This window comes from Segeticoccus rhizosphaerae, from assembly GCF_005222685.1.
GTDB classification, from domain to species: domain Bacteria; phylum Actinomycetota; class Actinomycetes; order Actinomycetales; family Dermatophilaceae; genus Segeticoccus; species Segeticoccus rhizosphaerae.
Map to the genome: position 1 here is coordinate 272,345 of NZ_SWMA01000002.1, position 21,004 is coordinate 293,348.

Below are 21,004 nucleotides of genomic sequence, written 5' to 3' on the forward strand. Positions count from 1 at the left end.
TCCGGTGGCCGATGACCTGTTCAGTGTTGCCACCGGCAGAGGCCGCGACAATAGACCCAGGTCCTGTCTTCCAAAGCGGTGAAACGGATGCCGCACGAGTGGGACGCTGGGGACATGGCGTCCGGCTCTGCGGTGACGCGCCCGGCGATCATGGACTCGCGAGGCGCGGGGATCGCGCTGTTGGGGGCGGCGTTGCTGTCGATGGCCTGGATCGAGATCTCGCTCGACGTCTTCGGCCACCCGACGCCGTTGTGGACCAGCGTGCTGGTGCCAATCACCGGGCTCGCCTACGCTGCCGCCGGCGCGGCCGCCTGGTGGCGCAGGCCGTCCAACCGGCTGGGCCCGATCATGGTCGCCGGCGCCTTGGTGTTGTTGCTCGGCGGACTCGGAGACACCGACGTGCCCGCACTGTCGGTGGTCGGCGTGGTGCTCGCCACCGCTCCACTTGCGGTCGTGGTGCACCTGCTGCACGCCTTTCCCTCCGGCCGGGTCCGGTCGATGCCGTCCCGGTACACGGTGGCCGCGGCCTACGCCGTGTGCCTGTTGCTCCAGATCCCGCTCTACCTGTTCGCGCCGTCCGCGAGCCCGCACGGGATGCTTGCTGCAGCCAACCGCCCGACCCTGGCGGCGGCGGGCTCCTGGCTGCAGATTGGCGCGGGAGCCGCCGTGATGGTGGCAACCGCCCTGATCCTGGCGGGTCGGCTCCGCGCGACTCCCGCGCCACGCAGGCGGGTCCTCGCGCCCCTGTACGGTTACGGCATCGTGGCGGTGTTGCTCGTGCCGCTCGTGCCGGACGTGCTGCGGCCCCTGGCCGGACTCACTCCGGCGCTCTCCGGGGCGATCCAGGTGGTGGTGCTGGCCGTCGTGCCGGTCGCCTTCGTCGGTGCGATGCTCCTGGGCGGCTTCGCCCGCACCGGCGAGATCCAGGAGCTGAGCGCGTGGCTGGGCGCCACCGCCGGTCGGCGCCCCTCGCTGGCCACCGCGCTGGCGGCCGCCCTGGGCGACGACTCGGTCCAGCTTGCGTTCTGGGTGCCCCGCCGCGACGGCTACGTCGATGCCGAGGGCCACGTGTTGCCCCTCCCGACGCCCGACACCGGACGCGCGGTGGTCGAGGTCGAGATGACCGGGCGTCGGGTCGGTGCGATCGTCTACGACGCCACGATGATCGGCGACCCTGGACTCGTGCGTGCCGCGGGCCGGGTCATCGCGATCGCGCTCGACCAGCAGCGGTTGGCCGCCGAGCTCAGGGCCAGCGAGCGGAAGCTGCGGGTCTCCCGTGCCCGGATCGTCGAGGCCAGTGACCGGGAACGGCGCCGGATCGCGCAGGACCTGCACGACGGCGTGCAGGCTCAGTTGGTGCTGCTCGCGGTCGAGGCGCAACGCCTGGCGGCCATACCGGGCACGCCCGGAAGCGCTTCCGAAGCCGCCACCCGGCTCAGGCTCCGCATCGACGACGCGGCAGCCGGCCTGCGCGAGCTGGTCTATGGGGTCATGCCGGCGCCGTTGATAGAGCGCGGCCTGGGTGCCGCCATCGAGGACCTGGTGGACCGGATGTCGTTGCCGGCCAAGCTCGATCTGGGCCCCGAGGAGTGGCTGCCCGGGCAGGTGCAGGCCACCGCGTACTTCCTGGTCGCCGAGGCGATGAGCAACACTGCCAAGCACGCGCACGCCACGAAGATCGGGGTGCGGCTGACCCACCTCGAACGCGTCCTCATCGTCGAGGTCGACGACGACGGTGTCGGCGGCGCCGACGTGGGCACCGGGCTCGGGCTACCCGGCCTCGCTGACCGGATCGACGTGCTCGGCGGCCGGCTCCGGGTCGAGAGCCCGGCCGGTGGCGGCACCCACATCGTCGCGGAGCTGCCGTGCGGGTCCTGATCGGTGAGGACGAGGCGCTGTTGCGCGAGGGCCTCTCCCTCGTCCTCGTGCACGGCGGTTTCGACGTCGTCGGCACCGCACGCAGCGGCGCCGCACTGGTCGCGGCCTCCGACGAGCTGCGTCCCGACCTGGTGATCACCGACATCCGGATGCCACCCGGCCGCACCGACGACGGGTTGCGGGCTGCGCTCAAGATCCGGGCCACCTGGCCGGACCTCGCCATCGTCGTGCTGTCCCAGCACCTCCAGCGCCGTTACGCCCGCGAGCTGCTCGACGCCCCGACGGCAGGCACCGGCTACCTGCTCAAGCAACGCATCTCCGACATCGACACCTTCTGCGCGGACCTGCGGCGCGTCTGTGCCGGCGAGACCGTGCTCGACCCCGAGGTGGTGGCACTCATGCTCTCCCAGGCCAGGAGCGAGCACGATGCGCTCCACCGGCTCACCCCGAGACAGCACGAGGTCCTCACGCTGATGGCCGAGGGCCGCAGCAACGCCTTCATCGCCCACGCCTTGAGTGTCACCGAGAAGGCGGTGGTCCAGCACGTCTCGCACATCTACAGCGAGCTGGACCTGCCACCCAGCGAGGACGACCACCGCCGGGTGCTGGCCGTGACCCGATATCTCGGCCGCTGAAGGGTGATGGCCCAGTCAGATCGGTGGAGCTGAGGGGACTCGAACCCCTGACCCCCTCGTTGCGAACGAGGTGCGCTACCAGCTGCGCCACAGCCCCGTGGTGCGGGAGCAAAGATAACACCGCCGGTGCGGCGAACTGAAACCGGCAGGCTCGTGCCGACGAAGCTGCGACCCGTCCCGGCTCAGTCGGCGCTGGTCACCTGGTCCAGCAGCGCCAGGTCCTCCAGGGTGGGCTCCCAGAGCCCGGCCTCGACGTTGGCCCGGACCTGCTCGGGCCGGGTCACGCCCGCGATGACCGAGGCCACGGCGGGTTGGGCCGCCAGACCGCCGATCGCGACCTGCAGCATGCTCAGATCGCGCTCCTTGGCGAACGAGGCGATGGCCTCGATCCGGTCCCAGTTGGCGCCCTCGAGCCGGGCTCGCTGGGAGTCGTCCGCCAGCCTCGTGCCCTCCGGTGCGGCCGCGCCCCGCCGGTACTTGCCGGTGAGCAGGCCGTACTCCAGCGGGAAGAACGGCAGGATGCCGACACCGACCTGTTCGCAGGCCGGGACGAGCTCGTCCTCGGCTCGGCGGTCGAGCAGGGAGTACTTGTTCTGGGCGCTGACAAACCGTTCGAGACCGGCGGTGTGCGCGGTCCAGTCGGCGTCGACCACCTGCCACCCCGCGAGGTTGGAGCTGCCGAGGTAGCGGACTTTGCCCTCGCGCACCAGCTCGGTGAGCGCCGCCAGGGTCTCCTCGATCGGTGTGACCGGGTCGGGCGCGTGCAGTTGGTAGAGGTCGATGTGGTCGGTGCCCAGCCGGGTGAGGCTGGCCTCGACGGCCCGGCGGATGTAGCGGCGCGACCCACGGACGCCGTGGTCGGGACCGTTGGCACCCTTCATGTCCATGCCGAACTTGGTGGCGACGACAACGTCGTCCCGGCGGCTCCCGAGCGCCTTGCCCAGCAGCGTCTCGCTCTGGCCCAGGCCGTAGGTGTCCGAGGTGTCGAACAAGGTCACCCCGGCATCGAGCGCGGCGTGCACCACATCAGCGGTGCCCTTCTCGTCGACGCGGACGCCGAAGGCGTTGCAGCCGATCCCCACTGTGCTGACCATCAGGCCGGAGTCGCCCAGCGGTCGATAGGTCATCCGTGTTTCCGTCATGCTCAGACCCTACGCACGCCGGCGGGAGGGTCAGCCGGCGGCGTAGACGGCGGGAAGCTCCTCCAGCTCCTCGTCCAGTGCGAGCCCGTCGAACGGCAGGTCCCGCCCGTATGGCGCCTCGCCGCCCTGGTGAGGAGCGTCACCGTCCGCGCCGGTCGGCATACCGGTTGTGCCGGTGCCGCCATCCGCGTCCGACGGCTCGTCGGCGGCGGCGCGGTCGAAGGGCTCCGGCGTCGGTGTCACCTCGGCAGGAGCGGAGGCGGGACGCTCGGCCCTCGCCTTGAGGGTGTAGGTGGGCGGAGGCACGGGCACCGGCTGCCAGTCGCCGGAGCGGCCCTGCGGCTCGTCGGCGGTTCCGGCCGCGGCGGCAGCGGGCTGCTCGATCTCGACTGCCGGTGCATCCGGGTCGTAGACCGTGTCGAGGTGCCGGTCCGCCCGTGCCGCAGTGGCATTCGCCGCAGACAGGGTTGTCGCCGGACGGCGCGGCTGTGCGCTCGCCGGGGACGGCTGGTGTGCGCGGCGGCCCGACGCCTCGGCGACGCGGCGCTCCCGCACGCGGTGTGCGGTGCGGGCGGCGTGTTCCTGACGACTCCGCCGGCGCCGGACGGCGGCCGCGTGCCGCAGCCAGACCAGGTCGAGCACGAGCAGCACGCCGGAACCGCCGGCCGCCCACCACGTCAGTCCGATCACGGGGACCAGGACGGCGCTCCCGACGACGGCCAGCAGGCAGAGGACGAAGGAGGCGCCGTGCAGCCGCCGGCGAGTCAGCCCGGAGAGCAGCCTCGCCATGCGTCCCCGGACCCGCACCTTCGGTGCCTCGGTGGCCCGAGCGGTCCGAGTGGCGGCCGGCGCCGCGGGCCGCTGGGCAACGGCACGCTTGACGGTCACGGTGGCCCTCGAGGGACGGGCCGGGCTCACGGCGTAGGAACGTGGCTCCGGAGCCGCCAGCGGCGACTCCGGAAGGGGCTTGCGACGCTCGAGGACCCGCATGGCCTCGGAGAAGCGGTCGACCGATCGGGCGGTCGACAGGTGGTCGCGGCGGCGAATCCAGTGCTGCAGCAGGTAGGCAGCCCAGATTGCCACGACGAGAACGAAGATCAGGCTGCTGGAAGGCACGGGACCGACGGTAGGCGGTATCAGCGACCTAACGTGGACCCTGCTCGGTGTGTCGCCAAAGTGGCTGGCCCGACGAGCGATTCAGCCGGTCCATCAGGCGCTCGCCATGCAGGTCCTCGACGGTCAGCGCGAACGTGCGGTGGTCGTGCCAGGCCCCGTTGATGTGCAGGTAGCCCTGCCGGAGCCCTTCGTCCCGGAAGGCCAGCTTCTCGACGACCCGCAGGCTCGGGGCGTTGTCCGGCCGGATGTTGACCTCGATCCGGTGCAAGCCCATGTCGCGCATCGCGAAGTCGCCCAGCAACGCCAACGCAAACGGGGTGAGACCCTGCCCCGCCACCGAGCGATCGATCCAGTAGCCGATCGCTCCGGAGCGCAGCGATCCCCATGCGACGCCGAAGAGATGCATCTGGCCCACCAGCCTGCCGTCGGCCTCGATCACCAGCGGCAGCATCCGACCCGCTGTGGCCTCGACGTGGTAGAGCCGGACCAGGCCGCGGAAGGACAGTTGCCGGTCGGACGGTTCGGGCAGCGTCGACTCCCACTCACGCAACCAATCGAGATTGGTCGCACGCAACGCCGTCCACTCGCGGCGGTCCCGCCGCCGCAGGGGCCGCAGCGTCACCTCCGTGCCGTTCGGGTGGGTGGCGTGCAGGGTCACCGGCCACCACGAGGACATCAGTGGTCACCACCGGCAATCTGGTCGAGAGCATGCGGGACGACGGCCTCGAGCACCGCCAGACCGTCGCGCACTCCCCCGACGGAGCCCGGCAGGTTGACGACGAGCGTGCGCCCCGCGACGCCGGCGATGCCGCGGGAGAGCATCGCGGTCGGCACCCCGGCCGCGACCCCGGCCGCCCGGATGGCCTCGGCGATGCCGCGAATCTGTCGATCGATCAGCCGCATCGTCTGGTCGGGGGTGCGGTCGGTCGGCGAGATGCCGGTCCCGCCCGTGGTCACCAGCAGGTGGACTCCCGCGTCGATGGCTCGCCGCATCGCCGTGTCGACCTCAGGGCCGTCGGGGACGACCACTGGCTCGGCGACCCGCAGGCCCCACGAGCGGGCGGCAGCCACGATCAACGGACCCGCGCGGTCGGCATACACGCCTCTCGCCGCGCGCGTCGAGCAGGTGATGACCACCGCGTGCCGCTCGACCGCCTCCTCGTCACTGGTGCTCATCGGTCGCGCTCCTCGGCGCTCGGGTCCTCCGCCCAATCCCCCGAGCGGCCACCTGCCTTGGCCGTCACCCGCACGTCGGTGATCCGCGCGTGCCGGTCGACGGCCTTGACCATGTCGATGAGGGCGAGCGAGGCCACCGTCACGGCGGTGAGCGCCTCCATCTCGATGCCGGTGCGGTCGGCCGTGCGCACCTGCGCCCGCACGTCCACCCCGTCGTCGGCCACCTCGAGATCGACCTCGATCCCGTGGATCCCGATCGGGTGGGCGAGCGGAATCAGCTCCGGAGTCCGCTTCGCGCCCTGGATCCCGGCCAGGCGCGCCACCGCCAACGCGTCGCCCTTGGGCACGTTGCCGGAACGCAGCGCGGAGACCGCCTCGGCAGAGAGGAGCACTCGTCCCGCCGCCGACGCCGTCCGCGGCGTCACGGCCTTCGCACTGACGTCGACCATGTGGGCGGTCCCGTCGGCGCGCACGTGGGTCAACGACGGTTCACTCATCAGCGCTCCTCGAGGTCGCCCAGGACGCGGCACTGCACCCTGTCACCAGCATGCACCCGGGTGACCTCCGCTGGTATGACGGCGAGCGCGTCAGCTGCCGCAAGTCCCCCGAGCACGTAGGAACCCTGTCCGCCCGCGAGCGCCGCCGACCACCCGGTGCCGCTTCGGCGCAGCGAGACCCGGGCGAACTGCACCTTGCCCTCGGGCGCGGTCCAGTCGTGCTCGGCGACCGCCTCGACCGTCGGCACCTCGCTGGACCGCCCGGCCATCTGCCGCAGGGCCGGCGCCACGAACACCTCGAACGACACCAGGGTGCTGACCGGGTTGCCTGGGAGGGTGAAGACCGGGCACCGCCGTGGTCCGAGGAGCCCGAAACCCTGCGGCTTGCCCGGCTGCATCGCCACCCGGTCGAAGGTCACTTCGCCACCGGCCGCCAGCACCTCCTTGACCGTGTCGTAGGCGCCCATGCTCACCCCGCCGGTCGTGATGATCGCGTCGCACTCCGCGGCCTCCCGGGCCAGGGTGGCCGCGAAGGAGCCGGTGTCGTCGCGCACCCGAGCCTGGTGGGCGTCGGCGCCGAGCTCCCCCAGCGCAGCCGCGACCATGAGGCTGTTGCTGTCGACCACCTGCCCGAAGCCCGGGACGGTGCCGGGCTCGACCAACTCGTCGCCGGTGGAGATCACCGCCACCCGGGGTCGCGGCACGGCCTCCACCCGACCGCGGCCCACCGCCGCCAGCACGGCCAGCTGTCGCGGTCCGAGCACCGTGCCGGCGGGCAGGACGGTGTCGCCGACCTGGAGGTCGTCACCGGCCGGCCGCACGTGCTGGCCCGCCCCCGCCGCCTCCCGGATCTCGACCCGGTCCACGCCGCCGTCGGTCTGTTCCACCGGCACGACGGCGTCGGCCCCCTCCGGCATCGGCGCGCCGGTCATGATCCGCAGGCACCCGTCGTCGGGCAGCGTGAGGTGCTCGGTGTTGCCGGCGGCGATGTCGCCGGCCACGCGAAGGACGACGGGCGACGCCTCGCTGGCGGCGGCGACGTCACCGGAGCGGACGGCATACCCGTCCATCGCCGAGTTGGTGAAGCCGGGCAACGGCACCGGGCTGGTGACCTCCTCCGCGAGGACGCACCCGCGCGCCTCCAGCAGCTCCAGCTCACGCGGCGCGAGCCGGGCCACAGCCGCGAGGATGCGGGCCAAGTGGTCCTCGACGGAGATCATCGCGAGGTGGCGCTGGGGGTCCGGTCGGCGTCGCGCAGCTCGGCGACGTAGTCCTCCAACCAGGCGCTGAAGTCGTCGCCGAGCTCCTTGTGCTCTCGTGCCAGCCGCACGACGGCCTTGAGGTAGTCGAGCCGGTCGCCGGTGTCGTAGCGGCGTCCGCGGAAGACCACACCGTGCACCCCGGCCCCCTCGCCGCTGGCCGCCGCCCGCTCCTGGAGCGCGTCGGTCAGCTGGATCTCGTTGCCACGGCCCGGGGGCGTCTGCTCGAGCACCCCGAAGATCGACGGATCGAGGACGTAGCGGCCGATGATCGCCAGGTTGCTCGGCGCGTCGGCCGGGTCGGGCTTCTCGACCAGACCCGTGATCCGCACGACGTCGGGCTCGTCGGTCTCCTCGACCGCGGCGCAGCCATAGAGATGGGTCTGCTCCGGCGGCACCTCCATCAGCGCCACGACACTGCCGCCCTTGGCCTGCTGCACCGCGATCATCTGCTCCAGCAGCAGGTCGCGCGCGTCGATGAGGTCGTCGCCGAGCAGCACCGCGAAGGGCTGGTCGCCGACGTGCGCCTGCGCACACAGCACCGCGTGGCCGAGGCCGAGCGGCTCGCCCTGCCGGACGAAGTGGATGTTGCCGAGCGTCGCCGACTTGCGGATCCGTTGCAGGCGCCGGTCGTCACCCTTGGCCTCGAGGGCCTGCTCGAGCTCCCAGTGCCGGTCGAAGTGGTCCTCGAGCGCGACCTTGTTGCGCCCGGTGATCATCAGCACGTCCTGCAGCCCGGCCCGGGCCGCCTCCTCCACGACGTACTGGATCGCGGGCTTGTCCACCACCGGCAGCATCTCCTTCGGAGTCGCCTTGGTGGCCGGAAGGAAACGGGTGCCCAGCCCGGCGGCCGGGATCACGGCCTTGACGAGCGGCGACGGTGCGGAATCGGTGCGCGATGGGGTCATGGCCAGAGGTTATCTGTCTCCCGCACGTGACCGGACACCTCTTCGGCGAGCGCACCCGGATGGACGGTCCGAGCGCGCTCACGCCAGGGTGTCCGAGGGCCCTCACGCAAGCCGTGTCCGGGTGCGCTCGCGCCGGCGGTGTCCGAGGGCGCTCGCCCCAGCGGTGTCCGGTGCGGAACCATGGCCGGTATGCCGTCCGCCCACCTCCCCGATCCACGCAAGACCGAGTTGCGCCGCACCCTCCGGGCGGCGAGGCGAGAGCACGCGCCGGCTGCCGACCGGGCCACAGAGGGGGCTGCGATCGCGCGGGCCGTCCTGGCCCTGCTCGAGGTCGCCCCGCCCCCGGTGACCACCCCGGCCTCCGGCGTAGTTGCTGGGGATCGGCGTCGTCGACGACGCCGATCCCCAGCAACTACGGAGGGAGGCGCGGGCGGCGCGTGGTGCGTGGCGGCCTACGAGTCCCTGCCCACCGAACCGCCGACGGAGGGGCTCATCGCGGCCCTGCTCGACCACGGCGTCCGGGTCCTCGTGCCGGTCCTGGAGGCCGACCTCGACCTCGACTGGCGCCCTGCGGAGCACCCGGAGCATCGGACCGGGGCGAGCGCCCCGCCGCGAGCTGGTGCTGCGCAGCTCAGGACCGGCAGCGAGCTCGGGCACGACGCGATCGGCACGGCGCAGGTCGTGGTCGTCCCGGCGCTGGCGGTGGACCGCGGCGGGGTGCGGCTCGGGCAGGGCGGCGGCAGCTACGACCGGGCGCTCGCCCGACGCTCGCCGGGCGCCCTCGTGGTGGCGGTCGTGCACGACGAGGAGCTGGTCGACGGTCCGCTGCCGCACGAGCCGCACGACCAGCCAGTCGACGCCGTGGTCACATCCGGGCTCGGCCTCGTCCGCCTCCCCACCATCCCCCGCTAGTTGCTGGGTGAGGGGGTCATCGGTGACGCCCTCTCCCAGCAACAAGGGGGAGTCAGGGGCGGAGGGTGAGCTCCTCGTCGCTGGCCGCCCGCACGGCCTCCGGCGTCGACGGCCAGGGGTAGGTGTCGCCGCTGATCCACGCGTCGACCTGGTCGTCGTAGTGGTCGGCATACGGGTGCCCCGAGTTGCCGCTCTGATTGACCCACCGCGACGCGTCGAGGTCGCCGAGGTCGACGACCATCCGCATCGACGGCGCCCACGACACGTCAAAGCCCTCGGACGCGTCCCACCCGTTGGCGTCGACGATCGACGACCCGCCAGGCATCTGCCACGACCCGCGGTTGAACAGGGCCCGCACGATGCCGGGCACACCGTCGCCCCCGAGCACCTGGTGCTTGAGCTCGAGCTGGTGCAGCCGTCCCCAGCTCCAGGTCGAGGGGTCCCGTCCGATCGAACGGGTCAGCTCGAGCCGGGCCTCGACCATCGCCTGGCGCAACACCTCGCTGCGGCCCTCCACCACGCCCGGGGTGAGCTTGTTGTCCCACCACGCGTTCCGCGGCTGGGTCAACAGCTTCACCATCGCCGCGCGGTCTCGGTCGCCCCCGTCGGCCCACAGGTCGCGCGGCAGCTCGTCGTCGAAGGTCAGGTTGAGCAGGCGCGCCCACACCACGTTGTAGTAGGCCGCCGCCGAGGACTGCGGGCCGGACGCCGGCGTGGTGTAGTCCCAGCCCTCGAGCAGCCGCTGCCCGTCCTCGGTGAACCGGTCGCCGCCGAGGTCGACCGCCAGCAACTGCTTGACCAGGACCGGGGCGAAGTCGTTGCGTGTATCCATCTGGATCTGCCCCATCCGTTCGGGGCTGACCTTCGGGCTCTCCTGCAGGAGGTTGCGGATCCGCTGGCTGCGGTAGCCGGCGTCCCACTCGGTCGTGAGGAACGGCGAGCTGCTGGCCGTGACCTCCTGGTTGGCGGTAACCAGGAACCCCTCCTTCGGATCCAGCACGTGCGGCAGCTGCTCGAAGGGCACCTGGCCCTTCCAGTCGTAGGCCGGGTCCCACCCCGGCGCCGGCCAGTAGCCCGGCGGAGACCCCGGTGTCGCGGACCTGCGGATCGGCACCGCCCCCGGCGCCTGGTAGCCGATGTGTCCCGAGGTGTCGGCGTAGACCAGGTTCTGGGCGGGCACCGCGAAGTCGCGGGCGGCAGCACGGAAGTCCGGCCAGTTGCGCGCCGCGTTGAGCTCGAAGATCGCGTCTGCCGTGCGGTTCGGTTGCAGTGCCGTCCAGGCCAGCGACACCTCGTAGCGCTGGCGGTCCCTCTTGCCCCGCACCGGTGCAGCCGACCCGGCCTGGTTGACCGAGGTGACCACGTCGGACATCACCGGTCCGTGGACGGTGCCGCGCACGATGAGGTGCTCGTCCTTCTGCCCGGCGACCTTGATCGTCTCGGTGCGCTGTCTCAGCGGCACGTAGCGTCCGTCTCGCAGGTAGGAGTCGCCGCGCACCTTCTCGAGGTAGAAGTCGGTGACGTCGGGCGCCAGGTTGGTGAATCCCCAGGCGACCGTGTCGTTGTGGCCGATCACGATGCCCGGCAGCCCGGCGAAGGAGAAGCCGCTCACGTCGAACGGGCACTGCTTCGACAGGGTGCGGCAGTGCAGCCCGGTCTGGTACCAGATGCCCGGCATGCTGACCCCGAGGTGTGGGTCGTTGGCCAGCAGCGGCTTGCCGGTCGTGGAGTGCTCGCCGTCCACCACCCACGAGTTGGAACCGATGCCGTCGCCCTGCCCGAGGGTGGCCGGAACGGCGCGCACCGCACTCGTCGCCTGCGCGTATGCCGTCCGCACACTCGCGTCCCGGGTCACCGCCGGGCCTGCGTCGCCAGTGAGGGCCGCCGGCTGAGCGGACTCCTTCTGGGCGGACCCCCCGTCCTTCGCCTTCTCCTTCGTCCCCGGAGACTGGCGGTCCGGTCCTGCCGTCGAGGTGGCCGTGGCCTTCTTGACAGCCGTGCGCTCGGACGCCGTGGGTGACCAGTCCGCCGAGGACAGGATCGGACGGTGGGCCTTCGCGTCATACGGCGGGAACAGGTCCGCGATGTGGCCCGCGGACATGCGGTCGGCCAGGCGGGCCCGCGCGAGCTCGTCGGCGTAGTCGCTGCGCAGGTCCCACGCCATCGCCTTGAGCCAGGCCAGCGAGTCCACCGGCGTCCACGGCTCGATCCGGTAGTCGGGAACCTGCTGTCCGAGGATGACGTACTCCAGCGCGATCTTGGACTGCGAGTCCCGCTCGTCCAGGTAGGCGTTGACCCCGTCGGCGTAGGCGCGCAGATAGCGCTGGGTCGAGGGGTCGAGCCGCGGCAGCTCCTGCTCCGCGACCCGGCGCCAGCCCATGGTGCGGATCACCCGGTCGGTCTCCAGCCCGTCGGGGCCGACCAGCTCCGAGAGCCGGCCGGCCGTGACGTGGCGCCGCAGGTCCATCTCGAAGAACCGGTCCTGGGCCGCGACGTAACCCTGCGCGCGGAAGAGGTCGTCCGCGTTGTCCGCGTAGATCTGCGGCACCCCCCGGTCGTCCCGCAGCACCGACACCGAGCTGGTCAGGCCGGAGACGGTGATCTCGCCCGACGTCTGCGGAAAGGAGCGGCGCACCAGGCCGATCGCGAGGACGGCAGCGACCACCGCCACGACCAGGAGGAGAGCGAGAGCCGAGATTCCGATGCGGCGCAGGAGCCTGGGACGAGACACCCTGCGAGACTAGGCCACCGAAAGCCCCGCTCAGCGCACGCAGGGCACGCTCAGGTCGGCCCGGGGACGTCCTGGAGAGGAGGGTCTGGTGCTCGCGACGCCAGTGCCCCCTGCGTTCACTCTGGACGACCTGACACCGGTGCTCCTGCTCGGCACCCTCGTGCTGCTCGTCTCGGTCGCGGCCGTGCGTTTCGCGGTCCGGGCCGGCCTGCCGACGCTGCTGCTCTACCTCGCGATCGGGCTGGCCATCGGCAACGAGGGTCTCGGCATCCGGTTCGACTCGGCGGAGCTGACCCAGGTGCTCGGCTACAGCGCGCTCATCCTCATCCTGGCCGAGGGCGGACTGACCACGTCCTGGGCAGGCATCCGCTCCGCGGTCGCCCCCGCCGCCGTGTTGTCGACCATCGGCGTCGTCGTCTCCGTCGTGGTCGTCGGGTTCGCGGCGCACTGGATCCTCGACGTGTCCCTCGAGATCGGCTTCCTCGTGGGCGCCGTGGTCTCCTCCACGGACGCGGCCGCGGTCTTCTCGGTGCTACGGCGGGTCCCGTTGCCCGCTCGGCTGTCCGGTGTGCTCGAGGCGGAGTCCGGCTTCAACGACGCGCCGGTCGTGCTGCTGGTCGTCGTCCTCGCCCACCAGGCGGTGCCGGGCGCCGTGCACGACCCGGCGTGGCAGCTGGTCCTCATCGCCGCCGGAGAGCTGGCGGGGGGCGCAGCGGTGGGGCTGGCGGTCGGCTTCCTCGGCGGCTTCGTCATGCGCCGCGCAGCGTCGACCTCCTCCGGCCTGTTCTCCATCGGGATCCTCTCGCTCACCGTCCTCGCCTACGCCGTGGCGGTCGAGATCCACGCCAGCGGCTTCCTCGCCACCTACGTCGCCGCGCTGGTGCTGGGCAACATCGCCCTGCCGCACCGGCCGGCGATCCGTGCGTTCGCCCAGGCGATGGGCTGGCTGGCCCAGATCGGGCTGTTCGTGCTGCTGGGGCTCGAGGCGTCGCCGTCCCAGCTCGTCCCACAGATCGTCCCCGCCATCGCCATCGGCCTGGTGCTGCTGCTCGTGGCCCGTCCGGCGTCGGTGCTGTTGTCGATGCTGCCGTTCCCGATGCCGCTGCGTGAGCAGCTCTTCCTGTCCTGGGCAGGGCTGCGTGGCGCGGTGCCCGTCGTGCTGGCGACCGTCCCGCTCACGGTGGGCACACCGCATACCGGGTGGCTGTTCAACCTCGTCTTCAACCTCGTCATCATCTTCACGATCGTCCAGGGCCCGGCCCTGCCGTGGGTGGCCCGGCGGCTGGGCATCACCGGCGACCACCACACGGTGGACCTCGAGCTGGAGACCACGCCCCTGGAGGAGCTGGGCGCCGACGTGCTCCAGGTGCAGGTCGGGCCGGAGTCGCAGCTGCACGGCGTGGAGGTCTTCGAGCTGCGGCTGCCGGTGGGAGCCAACGTGACGCTGATCGTGCGCGACCGGGAGGCGTTCGTGCCGGATGCCCGCACGCCGCTGCGCCGCGGCGACTCGCTGCTGATCGTGACGACCGGTGCGGCCCGAGGCCGGGCCGAGGCGCGGCTGCGGGCGGTGAGCGAGCGGGGGCGGCTGGCGGGGTGGAACCAGTGACCTCAGCGCGCACGCGGTCGAAGGCAGCCTGCGCGGCGTCGTAGACTGGCACTCGACCCGTGACAGTGCCAGCTCCACCTCGGTGAGGCGACCGACCGGGTCACAGCTGGCACCAGCACAGATGGAGGAGCACGTGCCCACCTATGACTATGCCTGCACCGAGTGCGACCACCGGTTCGACATCGTGCAGGCCTTCACCGACGACTCGCTGACCGTCTGCCCCCAGTGCGGGGGCAGGCTGCGCAAGGTCTTCGGCGCGGTCGGCGTCGTCTTCAAGGGTTCCGGTTTCTACCGCACCGACTCCCGGGCGAGCTCGAACGGCTCCAGCTCGGGCGGGTCGAGCTCGAGCACGTCCAACGGTGCCCATTCCGAGAAGTCCGGCGGCGACAAGACCACGTCGACGACCTCGTCGAACGGCTCCGAGAGCGCGAACGGTTCGTCCTCGAAGTCCTCCAAGGGCTCCGACGCGTCGAAGGCCGCCACCAAGAGCACGACGAAGGCCGGCTCCGCGGCCTGACCGGGCGGCCTGATCGGGCGGCCGCCGACGGATGGGGACCACCGACGGGTGGGCGCCCACCGACGCCACGGCCACGTCGTGCGCACCTCGCTCCACAGGGCCGCCCCGCCGGAGCCCTTGTCCACAGCGAATCTGCCGGCAGCCCGCCTCGCGGGAGCGCCTGACTAGCCTCGGGTGCCATGACGACACAGGCTGTGCCCACGGCCGGGCACCAAGACCCGATGCTGCGCGCGGAGATCGGCGTGATCGGCGGGTCCGGCTTCTACCAGTTCCTCACCGACACCCGCTCCGTCCCGGTCTCCACGCCGTTCGGCCCGCCGAGCGACGACGTGGTCGTCGCCGAGGTGGAGGGGCGGCGCGTCGCGTTCCTGGCCCGGCACGGCCAGGGGCACCGGTTCCCCCCGCACCGGGTCAACTACCGCGCCAACCTCTGGGCGCTGCGGGCGGTCGGGGTCCGGCAGGTGCTGGCGCCGTGTGCCGTGGGTTCGCTGCGGTCCGAGCACGGGCCGGGCACCGTGGTGGTGCCCGACCAGGTGGTCGACCGCACCTGGGGCCGGCCGCACACCCTTTATGACACCGAGGGTCCGGTCGTCCACGTGGGTTTCGCCGATCCCTACTGCCCGAGGGGACGATCGACCGTGCTTGCCGCCTCGGCCGAGTCGTCCGTCAACACGGTCGACGGCGGCACCCTGGTCGTCATCAACGGACCGCGTTTCTCCACGCGCGCCGAGTCGCAGTGGCACCAGCAGGCAGGCTGGTCGGTCGTGGGCATGACCGGTATGCCGGAGGCGGCCATCGCCCGCGAGCTCGCGCTGTGCTTCACCACGCTCGCGCTGGTGACCGACCACGACGCCGGCGTGGAGGGCGGCCCGGCCGTGACCCACGACGAGGTGCTGCGCGTCTTCGCTCGCAATATCGACGCGCTGAAGAGCCTGCTGCGGCGAGCGATCCCGCGGCTGCCCGAGGCCACGCCGGACGAGACGGCAGATTGTCCGTGTCGTCGGGCCCTGGACGGTATGACGTTGCCGTTCACCCTTCCGGAGTAGGCCGCCGTGCACCGCCCAGGGGGCAACAGGTCGGTCGCCGCGGGTCCAGCCACTGGTCCGGTGACCGCCACAGCGGACTCGCCGCGGGGGAAGGGTCGGGCCGCTGGGGCGAGGCGGCTGCCGCCCTGGGCGCGGTGGCGGCCGACCAGTCGCCGTTCGGTCTGGCGCCGCGTCCGGGCCCGGCGATGGCTGACCGCGGTGCTGGTCGGCCTCGCGACCTGGCTGGTGGCGGGCGCTGCGCTCCCCCAGGCACCGCCGCAGGGCGCGCGGGTGGTCGTGGTGGCGCGTGACCTGCCGGTCGGGCACCGCATCGTCCCGGCCGATCTGCACGTGAGCCGGTGGCCGGAGGACCTGCGGCCGAGGGCCGGCTACGCACGTGTCGACGCCGCCGTGGGTGCCGTCCTCGCTGGTCCCATCACGGCGGGTGAGGCACTGACGACCGGCCGTCTGCGCGGCTCGTCCCTGCTCGACGCGCTCCCCCACGGACGTGTGATGGCTCACATTCCGCTCGCCGACGGAGGGCTCGCCCGGGCGCTGCGACCGGGCGACCGGGTGGACGCGATCTCAACCACGGACGGCACGGTGATCGGCCGCGACCTGCTGGTGCTCGCGGCCGGCGGCGAGCAGCACGACCACGGGGCTCTCAGCCCGCTGACCAGCGACGACGCGGTGCAGGGGCCGGGAGTCATGGTCGCCACCCAGCCGTCCACGGCTTCGCGACTCGCCGTGGCTCAAGGCGCCCAGACACCGGGAGTCGGTGTCATGCTGACGGTTCATCGCCCCGGGTAGGGCGACGCGCCGACCCATCGAGCGCGCGGGACACCCTGCTCTGGTCCGCTACAGCGACCGTCGCATTTTCCACTATCAGAAAAGGACACCCCAATGAAGGGTTTCAAGGATTTCCTCATGCGGGGCAATCTCGTTGAGCTTGCCGTCGCGTTCGTCATGGCGGCGGCGTTCGGTGCCGTGGTGACCGCGTTCGTCCAGATCATCCTGGACATCATCGGCAAGGCCGGGGGCACGCCGAACTTCTCCGAATACACACCGGGTGGCATCCACGTCGGCGTGTTCATCACGGCCTTGATCGCGTTCATCATCCTGGCCGCGGTCGTCTACTTCTTCGTGGTCAAGCCCTACGAAGCAGCTCGTGCCCGTTACGTCACCGAGGAGGAGCCAGCAGCGACCGAGATCGACCTGCTGGTGGAGATCCGCGACGCGCTCCAGGCTCGGCGATAGTCGGTCGCCGAAAGGCCAGTCGGACGGCCCTGCCGGACTTGCTGACCGACAGCTGACGCGCATCCTGTGGGGTGGGAGCCGGTGGCTCCCACCCCACAGTCATGTCCACCCGCGTCCTCGCCGGTCGCGACGGCCTCTCGTCGCACCTCCTGCTCAGCCCCAATGGGGCGGCCGTTGCTCGCGCAGCCAACGGTCCTGTGCCGACTCGTCCGGCCTCTCGCCCCATCCCTCATCGGTGTCGTCCGTGGTCGGCGAGAGCGGACCCGAGTCACCGCCCTGGGCCGGGCGCGTCACCCGCCGATGTCGCCGCCGCCCGGGACGGACCGGGCGATGCTCATCGCCAGAGGCCTCCTCCTGCACACGGCCTCGTTCGTCGTCGGCACCGTCAGGTGGGTCGGTCGTGGTCACGCCTGGTCCGCGCCCTCGGTGGGTTCGACCGACGCGTGCCGCGGCGCCTGCTGCCCGGCTTGTGAGCGGTCGGTGCGGGCGGTGCGCGACGCCTCCCAGACCTCGGCCGTGACCATGGCGACCACGCGCGCCGGGTCGCGGAAGACGTCGGTGGTCCAGATCCGCACGTGGTGCCAACCGAGCCGCCCGAGGTGCTCGACGCTGATCCGCTCGCGATCCCGGGTGCTGCGCTGGGCGGCTCGTCCCCGTCCGTCGCTCTCGATCGCGACGAGCAGCCGGCCCGGGCGGGCCGGATCCTCGATCGCGAGGTCGAGCCGGTGTCCGGAGCGGCCGTGGTCCTGGTGGACCACGAACCCCTCTGACCGCAGCCTCCCCGCCAGCTCCGACACCACTGGATGGATGTCGTCCGCCGACGGGGCAGCAGCGCGCTCGGTCGTGCTCGGCGCAACGGCCGGGGCGACCGCGTCCCCCTCTGTTGCCTTCGCACCCGTGGCGTCCGACGCGGCCAACACGCTCGCTGGCGGCGCGGGCGTCCGGTGCAGCGCCTGGTCCGGGTCGGCGGCGTAGCGCACGAAGTCGGCCACCAGTTGACCGCCAGGGGTGCTCGGCCCGGACCCTGCGCTGGCGGCACCGGAGTCACGCGGCGCGACGACCGTCATCCGCCGCCTGGCTCGAGTCGTGGCGACGACCAGCCGCGCCTCGTCCACCTCGTCACCGTCCAGCACGACGATGACCGCGTCCCGCTCCTCACCCTGCGCAAGGTCGGCCGCCTTGACGAAGGCCCGCTCGGGAGCGTCGTGCCGGAAGAATCCGGCGACCTCCGGAGCACGCGCTAGCTGGCGCGAGAGGGCACGTCCGACCGCGCGGTCCAGCGCCGGTCCGACCGCGACCACGCCGAGCGACTCGCCGGGATGTGACCTGGCGTGCTCGACGGCCTCGCGCGCCGCAACCTCGGCCAGGGCCTCGAGGCCCCTGCCCCCCGATCCTGCGTGCGCACCGTCGTCCGGTCGATCGACCGTGCGCAGCCGCACCGCGTCGCGGCCGATCGCCCCCGGCACGGTCGCCATCGACGCGCCACCGTAGACGCGCTGCGCCACGAAGGTGACCAAGCGCTCGTCCTCGGAGCGGTAGTGCCGCTCGAGCGTCCGGAGCGGGAGCACGCGGGCCAGGACCTCCATCAGGGACCGCCCTGGCGCTTCCTCGCGAACGCGGCGTGCGTCGTCGACTCCGGGCTGCCCCGAGGGCGTCTCGGCCACCACGGTGGAGAACTGCGCGGGGGGCGACTGGCGTCGGTCACCGACGGCGACGACGCGATCGGCACGGGCGATGGCCGAGACCGCGCGCGCGGTCGGGAGGTGGCCGGCATGGTCCACGACGACCACGTCGAAGCAGCGACCCGGCGGCAGGAGGGAGGCCACGGCCAGGGGGCTCATCGCCCAACACGGCCGCACTGCGGTCATGACGTCGACGGCCTCGCGCATCAGCTCACGCGGATCGCGGTGCCTGCGCCCTCGCGCCGCCTCGTCGCGCAGGAGCCGCACCTGATCCGGCTGGGCCGCCACGACCTCCGCCAGCCGGGCCGCCACACGAGCGCGCACCTGCCGGGCGGTGCTGCGCAGGTGTGCGTGGTCGGCGTCGACGAACTCGTCTGCCACGGTCCGGAGCCGGTCGCCGTCGTGAGCGCCGTAGCCCGGGTCATCAGCCGCGATGCGCGTGAGCACCGAAGCCCACCAGACGAACTCGAGCTCGCCCGCCACGTTGGCAGCCCGGACCCGCCGTCGGGCGAGGTCGTCCACCACGGGACCGAGCCCGGCCTCGCGGGCCTCGTCGACGAGGGTGAGGACGCGAGGCACGACCTCGAGCCGGTGTGCAGAGCCCGCGAGTGTCCGCAGTCGCCCGACCAACCGGTCCAGAGGCAGCGCCACGAGGTCGTTGCCCGCTGCGGTGGTCTCGAGCCGCGCACCGAGCCACTCCACGTCGGCGAGGACCGGAGCGAACCTCTCCCGAGCCGCCTCGATGCCCGGGGGCGCCTCGGGACGGGCGCCGCTGCCTGCCAGCGAGCGCCACCGGTCGCGCTCCCCCAGTGCGAGCGCGAGCTCGCCGTGCAGGTCGGGCGGAGGCGGTCCGGGCCGCAGCAGGGCCCGCGCCTGGCGGGTGAGGCGGGCGCGTGCGAGGACACCGAGGTCGAGGTCGCCGGAGCGGCGTTGCTCCTTCGAGGCAGTCGCCGCGACCAGCTCGGGGAGCGGGGCGTCGAAGACCTCCAGCCTGAAGACCTCGAGGGAGTCACGCACCTGCTCCATGAGGGTCAGAGAGCTCTCCCAGTCGGTCAACGTCCCGGGCACCGGCAGCCCGGCTTCGTCCGCCAGTTCCGCCATCTGGCGGCGCGCCGCCTCCAGCTCGCCGCCCTCCAGTCGCTTGGTGATGTCGAGGGCCCGGGCGGCTTCTTCGTCCGACGTGAACCGCGAGGCATACCACGGGTCTTCCTCGTCGCCGGAGGTCCACGCGCCGAGCTCGGCGGCCTCGGTGAGTCGCGCACCGAGCTCGTCGATGCGGTCCCTCGTCAAACCGTCGAGGACGGCACCCTCCAGCCGGACGCGGGACATCGGCGCGGCGGGCCGCGCGGCGAAGGCGGACAGTGCCACCTGTGCGTCGAAGGCGCTGACGCCCCACGGCTCCCGCCGGTCGTGCAGCGAAGCCAGGTGAGTCGCCAGCTCTCCGCGTCGCTGGACCAGTCTGGCGTTGACCTCGGCAGGATCGTCGTCGACGGCATCGGAGGCGGCGACCAGCGAGGCATCGAGGGCGGCGACCAGCTCGGCGGCCACGCGCCGCCGGTCTCGAGGGTCCTCGTGGTCGGCCTGCACCAGGTCACCGAGTCCGACGCGGTCGAGCCGTTGTCGGACCGCCTCGATGGCAGCCCGCTTCTCCGAGACGAGCAGCACCCGTTGCCCGTCCGCCGCCAGCGCCGCGACGAGGCCCGCGATCGTCTGCGTCTTGCCCGTGCCCGGTGCGCCCTCGACGACCAGGTTGACGCCCGAGCGCACGGCCTCCACGGCCGCCTGCTGTGACCAGTCGAGGTCCAGCACGGCCAGCTCGGCCTCGGGGTCCGGGTCGGCCGGCCAGTCCGGTGCGGTCGTGGCGATGGTGGCCGTCGCGCCCGGGTCACCGGCCAGGGCCGCCACGACGTCATGGTCGACGAGCAGGTCTCCGTGCGCCGCGAGGTCCGCGACCATGGGCAGCTTCTCGTGCGAGAAGGTGCCGACCACGAGCCGGGGACTGATCCTGAACCCTGGCACCTGCCGGCAGGCCCGCGACAGCTCGGCGTAGACGGGGTGGGGGTCGAATCCCTTGCGCACCAGCGCCCGGTCGGCCAGGTCGGCGCCGTCGATCTCGAGGCCTCGCTCGGACCGGAGGTAGTGCAGCAGCACCGGGTTCAACTCGACGTCGGGGCCGAGGTCGACGTCGAAGTCGAGCTCCGCCGGGCCGGTGGGCCACAGCGTGCAGCTGCGCAGCAGGACGGGAGCGGCTGGGGGGCGAGGTGCGTGCGGGACGTCCCAGGTCGCCATACCCACCGCGATGTAGCTCGTGGTGAGCCCGTGCTCCTCCCACAGCTCCACGGCCTTGTGCCGGATGTTGCGCACCCGCTCGCGAGCCTGCTGCAGCGCCACGGGCTCCCGCACCAGGTCCGACAGGCGGGTCGGTCTGCCGGCGAGGAGCATCGCCACCCCGCCCGGGTGGGCGGTGGTCAGGTCGAGGGTGCCGCCCGGCAGGTCCCGGTGCCACAGCAGGGTGTTGGGTCCGCCGACCAGGGACAGCTCGTGCTGCCAGCCCTGCACCGCCACCCCCACGCGTTGGGCACGGGCGCCGCTGCGTGACACGTCGACGCCGTCGGCGCCGGGCGCCGCTCCGCGCGAGTCGTCGGAAGTGCTGCTCACCCCCG

The 21,004-nt window shown here is 72.5% G+C and carries 17 protein-coding genes and 1 tRNA gene; 8 read left to right on the forward strand and 10 right to left on the reverse strand.

All coding sequences use genetic code 11. The features are described from left to right. The first annotated feature begins 114 nt into the window (after positions 1 to 114). Positions 115 to 1,878 carry a sensor histidine kinase gene (locus tag FCN22_RS02755; RefSeq protein ID WP_202911358.1) on the forward strand — a complete coding sequence of 588 codons (1,764 nt, stop codon included), beginning with the start codon at positions 115 to 117 and terminating at the stop codon, positions 1,876 to 1,878. After that, the gene (locus FCN22_RS02760) at positions 1,866 to 2,513 is read left to right on the forward strand and encodes a response regulator (RefSeq protein WP_137119991.1); all 648 of its coding nucleotides are present in this window, start codon (positions 1,866 to 1,868) and stop codon (positions 2,511 to 2,513) included. The genes FCN22_RS02755 and FCN22_RS02760 overlap by 13 nt, the downstream gene beginning before the upstream one ends. A gap of 24 nt (positions 2,514 to 2,537) precedes the next feature. Here FCN22_RS02760 and FCN22_RS02765 read toward each other — a convergent pair. From FCN22_RS02765 to galU, 8 genes are all read right to left on the reverse strand, one after another. Beyond that, positions 2,538 to 2,610: transfer RNA gene (locus FCN22_RS02765), tRNA-Ala, on the reverse strand. Positions 2,611 to 2,695: 85 nt separating this feature from the next. Further along, positions 2,696 to 3,655, reverse strand: a complete 960-nt coding sequence (locus tag FCN22_RS02770; RefSeq protein WP_238384467.1) for an aldo/keto reductase — start codon at positions 3,653 to 3,655, stop codon at positions 2,696 to 2,698. A 30-nt stretch (positions 3,656 to 3,685) separates the two neighbouring features. Beyond that, positions 3,686 to 4,771 carry a SepX/GlpR family protein gene (locus tag FCN22_RS02775; protein ID WP_137119992.1) on the reverse strand — a complete coding sequence of 362 codons (1,086 nt, stop codon included), beginning with the start codon at positions 4,769 to 4,771 and terminating at the stop codon, positions 3,686 to 3,688. A gap of 28 nt (positions 4,772 to 4,799) precedes the next feature. Then, positions 4,800 to 5,447, reverse strand: a complete 648-nt coding sequence (locus tag FCN22_RS02780) for a GNAT family N-acetyltransferase (protein ID WP_137119993.1) — start codon at positions 5,445 to 5,447, stop codon at positions 4,800 to 4,802. Continuing rightward, positions 5,447 to 5,947: a MogA/MoaB family molybdenum cofactor biosynthesis protein gene (locus tag FCN22_RS02785; protein WP_137119994.1), complete on the reverse strand. Its 501-nt coding sequence runs from the start codon at positions 5,945 to 5,947 to the stop codon at positions 5,447 to 5,449. Before FCN22_RS02785 ends, FCN22_RS02780 begins: the two co-directional genes overlap by 1 nt. After that, positions 5,944 to 6,444 (reverse strand): cyclic pyranopterin monophosphate synthase MoaC, encoded by a 501-nt coding sequence (gene moaC / locus FCN22_RS02790; RefSeq protein WP_137119995.1) that lies wholly within the window; start codon positions 6,442 to 6,444, stop codon positions 5,944 to 5,946. Before moaC ends, FCN22_RS02785 begins: the two co-directional genes overlap by 4 nt. Continuing rightward, positions 6,444 to 7,664: a molybdotransferase-like divisome protein Glp gene (glp, locus tag FCN22_RS02795; protein ID WP_137119996.1), complete on the reverse strand. Its 1,221-nt coding sequence runs from the start codon at positions 7,662 to 7,664 to the stop codon at positions 6,444 to 6,446. Before glp ends, moaC begins: the two co-directional genes overlap by 1 nt. After that, complete coding sequence (galU, locus tag FCN22_RS02800) at positions 7,661 to 8,611, reverse strand: UTP--glucose-1-phosphate uridylyltransferase GalU (protein ID WP_137119997.1); 951 nt, start codon at positions 8,609 to 8,611, stop codon at positions 7,661 to 7,663. Before galU ends, glp begins: the two co-directional genes overlap by 4 nt. Positions 8,612 to 8,800: 189 nt before the next feature. Between galU and FCN22_RS02805 the strand changes: the two genes are divergently transcribed. Further along, on the forward strand, positions 8,801 to 9,523 hold the full coding sequence (locus FCN22_RS02805) for a 5-formyltetrahydrofolate cyclo-ligase (RefSeq protein WP_137119998.1): 723 nt from the start codon (positions 8,801 to 8,803) through the stop codon (positions 9,521 to 9,523). Positions 9,524 to 9,575: 52 nt separating this feature from the next. Here the strand turns inward: FCN22_RS02805 and FCN22_RS02810 are convergent, their stop codons facing one another. After that, positions 9,576 to 12,254, reverse strand: coding sequence for a penicillin acylase family protein (locus FCN22_RS02810; protein WP_137119999.1), 2,679 nt, complete (start codon positions 12,252 to 12,254; stop codon positions 9,576 to 9,578). 88 nt (positions 12,255 to 12,342) lie between these two features. Between FCN22_RS02810 and FCN22_RS02815 the strand changes: the two genes are divergently transcribed. The 5 genes from FCN22_RS02815 to FCN22_RS02835 all read left to right on the forward strand — a co-directional run bounded on the left by FCN22_RS02815 (position 12,343) and on the right by FCN22_RS02835 (position 16,659). Then, positions 12,343 to 13,860: a potassium/proton antiporter gene (locus FCN22_RS02815; RefSeq protein ID WP_137120000.1), complete on the forward strand. Its 1,518-nt coding sequence runs from the start codon at positions 12,343 to 12,345 to the stop codon at positions 13,858 to 13,860. 133 nt (positions 13,861 to 13,993) lie between these two features. Continuing rightward, positions 13,994 to 14,377: an FmdB family zinc ribbon protein gene (locus FCN22_RS02820; RefSeq protein ID WP_137120001.1), complete on the forward strand. Its 384-nt coding sequence runs from the start codon at positions 13,994 to 13,996 to the stop codon at positions 14,375 to 14,377. A 179-nt stretch (positions 14,378 to 14,556) separates the two neighbouring features. Then, positions 14,557 to 15,423: an S-methyl-5'-thioadenosine phosphorylase gene (locus tag FCN22_RS02825; protein WP_238384468.1), complete on the forward strand. Its 867-nt coding sequence runs from the start codon at positions 14,557 to 14,559 to the stop codon at positions 15,421 to 15,423. 60 nt (positions 15,424 to 15,483) lie between these two features. Then, on the forward strand, positions 15,484 to 16,212 hold the full coding sequence (locus tag FCN22_RS02830) for an SAF domain-containing protein (RefSeq protein ID WP_162308116.1): 729 nt from the start codon (positions 15,484 to 15,486) through the stop codon (positions 16,210 to 16,212). 93 nt (positions 16,213 to 16,305) lie between these two features. Then, positions 16,306 to 16,659 carry an MscL family protein gene (locus FCN22_RS02835; RefSeq protein WP_137120003.1) on the forward strand — a complete coding sequence of 118 codons (354 nt, stop codon included), beginning with the start codon at positions 16,306 to 16,308 and terminating at the stop codon, positions 16,657 to 16,659. A 404-nt stretch (positions 16,660 to 17,063) separates the two neighbouring features. Here the strand turns inward: FCN22_RS02835 and FCN22_RS02840 are convergent, their stop codons facing one another. Beyond that, the gene (locus tag FCN22_RS02840) at positions 17,064 to 20,999 is read right to left on the reverse strand and encodes a PDDEXK-like endonuclease domain-containing protein (RefSeq protein ID WP_137120004.1); all 3,936 of its coding nucleotides are present in this window, start codon (positions 20,997 to 20,999) and stop codon (positions 17,064 to 17,066) included. Positions 21,000 to 21,004: the final 5 nt, after the last annotated feature.

Excerpts from the sequence above, each read along its gene's own strand:
- FCN22_RS02755 (WP_202911358.1), top strand. The coding sequence starts at position 115 with ATGGCGTCCGGCTCTGCGGTGACGCGCCCGGCGATCATGGACTCGCGA.
- FCN22_RS02770 (WP_238384467.1), bottom strand. The coding sequence starts at position 3,655 with ATGACGGAAACACGGATGACCTATCGACCGCTGGGCGACTCCGGCCTG.
- FCN22_RS02780 (WP_137119993.1), bottom strand. The coding sequence starts at position 5,447 with ATGTCCTCGTGGTGGCCGGTGACCCTGCACGCCACCCACCCGAACGGC.
- FCN22_RS02785 (WP_137119994.1), bottom strand. The coding sequence starts at position 5,947 with ATGAGCACCAGTGACGAGGAGGCGGTCGAGCGGCACGCGGTGGTCATC.
- moaC (WP_137119995.1), bottom strand. The coding sequence starts at position 6,444 with ATGAGTGAACCGTCGTTGACCCACGTGCGCGCCGACGGGACCGCCCAC.
- glp (WP_137119996.1), bottom strand. The coding sequence starts at position 7,664 with ATGATCTCCGTCGAGGACCACTTGGCCCGCATCCTCGCGGCTGTGGCC.
- galU (WP_137119997.1), bottom strand. The coding sequence starts at position 8,611 with ATGACCCCATCGCGCACCGATTCCGCACCGTCGCCGCTCGTCAAGGCC.
- FCN22_RS02805 (WP_137119998.1), top strand. The coding sequence starts at position 8,801 with ATGCCGTCCGCCCACCTCCCCGATCCACGCAAGACCGAGTTGCGCCGC.
- FCN22_RS02825 (WP_238384468.1), top strand. The coding sequence starts at position 14,557 with ATGACGACACAGGCTGTGCCCACGGCCGGGCACCAAGACCCGATGCTG.
- FCN22_RS02835 (WP_137120003.1), top strand. The coding sequence starts at position 16,306 with ATGAAGGGTTTCAAGGATTTCCTCATGCGGGGCAATCTCGTTGAGCTT.